Here is a 1,567-nt window from a genome sequence, read left to right as displayed (position 1 = left end):
CAATCCAGCCATTTTCAGTAATATCGCTGATTTAGCCTTATCTTGTGCTGTTCTTGCCCCTATTGCCGAGTCTGTTTCTGTCGTACTTCGTGACAATTGATGTGAATATTGCCCCCATCCGAGCTGATACACACCACTGCCTAAATGAATAAATGGAATGTTCCTATCATAAGCAGCTTTTAAAATTGGCAGTGTCGATTTTCCACCGGAAAAAAAACGCTTTAGTAGAATACGACTTTTCCTCTCAACATCGCTATAAAGCTGCAGAATGTTTTCCGGGCTTTTTTCTTTAGTGGTGATCCATTGAAGCGTTTCAAACGCTGAGCGAATGGCAATTGTGTAGGCATTCGGATTCGTTATTTCGATCTCTGCTACAGAGAGAGTAAGGTGTATCTTTTGGCTTTTATCTTTATGGACTTGAATTGCTTTTTTAGAATAAAAGGCGGGTATATTGGCAAACTGTAAAAAGACATTGACTAACTGCTGTCCTCGCCAAGCCAATTCATAAATAAGCTGCTCGGACTCATCTGGCATTACCGATTTATCATCAAAATATGATGTCACCCTGACATCAAAAACATCCATCAACCATTCATCAATTGTTTCTAGACAAATCGTTGATGAAGGAAACAAGTTAACTGAAAATGACTTTGTTTGCTGTTGCGGCATAATAAATAGAATTTATTCAAGTCGTATTTAAAGGGAGTATATGAGTCTAGCAGGCTTTTTGGAATGAGCTAAATTCGTACCTATGCCATCACCATTATGGCCGGAAAAATACCAACATATTTCCATCAAGTTTTTGATTGTTGTTCAAATCCGTCACTATGTTTGTGGGTTTTTTATTTGAATTCCAGTAAACCAAGAGCCCTTTCATCTTTATTTTTGCATTTACTCAATTTCTGATGTTTTACATGCAAGACTTCGTCAAACATTCCAAGTAAAAACAGCGGCTTGAATGGTTTTAGCTTCTGCTTATTCCAGCGGTTAATTCATGATCAAATTAAGGAGTTTGTCTCACTTTGTATTTTGTCATATAAGACTTGCTTATCTCTACAATAAAAATACGTGAGTTTTATTTATAGCTAAACTTACCTACACTGGCTGCATTTGCTCATCTCATCGAACAAGATACGAGAAGCAATTCGTAAGATCGATTTTTGGTCAACAACTAAACAGCGTAGAAACATACGCGGTTTCAATACTCATAATTGACCAAAGACAATAACTATAAAGGTAGATATATGGCTTTAGTATCAATGCGACAATTATTAGATTATGCAGCAGAACATGACTTTGCTATTCCTGCATTTAATGTCAATAATTTGGAACAAGTCCAAGCGATTATGCAAGCTGCAGATGCAACGGATAGTCCCGTTATCATGCAAGGCTCTGCAGGTGCGCGTAATTATGCAGGTGAACCGTTCCTGCGTCATCTAATTCTGGCTGCAATTGAGCAATATCCTCATATTCCTGTGGTAATGCATCAAGATCATGGCTCTGAACCCGCGGTGTGTACTCGCTCCATTCAATCAGGCTTTAGCTCGGTGATGATGGATGGCTCTTT

General features: G+C 38.4%; 2 protein-coding genes. One reads left to right on the top strand and one right to left on the bottom strand.

The window, feature by feature from the left end:
* A partial coding sequence (locus AC3AYF_RS20820) for a hypothetical protein (protein ID WP_487780378.1) occupies window positions 1-585 on the bottom strand: 585 nt, incomplete at its 3' end.
* A gap of 659 nt (window positions 586-1,244) precedes the next feature.
* Between AC3AYF_RS20820 and AC3AYF_RS20815 the strand changes: the two genes are divergently transcribed.
* Window positions 1,245-1,567, top strand: a 323-nt coding sequence (locus AC3AYF_RS20815; RefSeq protein ID WP_487780377.1) for a class II fructose-bisphosphate aldolase, incomplete at its 3' end; no start/stop codon positions are given.

Source organism: Salinicola sp. (genome assembly GCF_982684285.1).
Note: the sequence above shows the minus strand (reverse complement) of the source record. Positions and strands in the feature narration are given on the sequence as shown.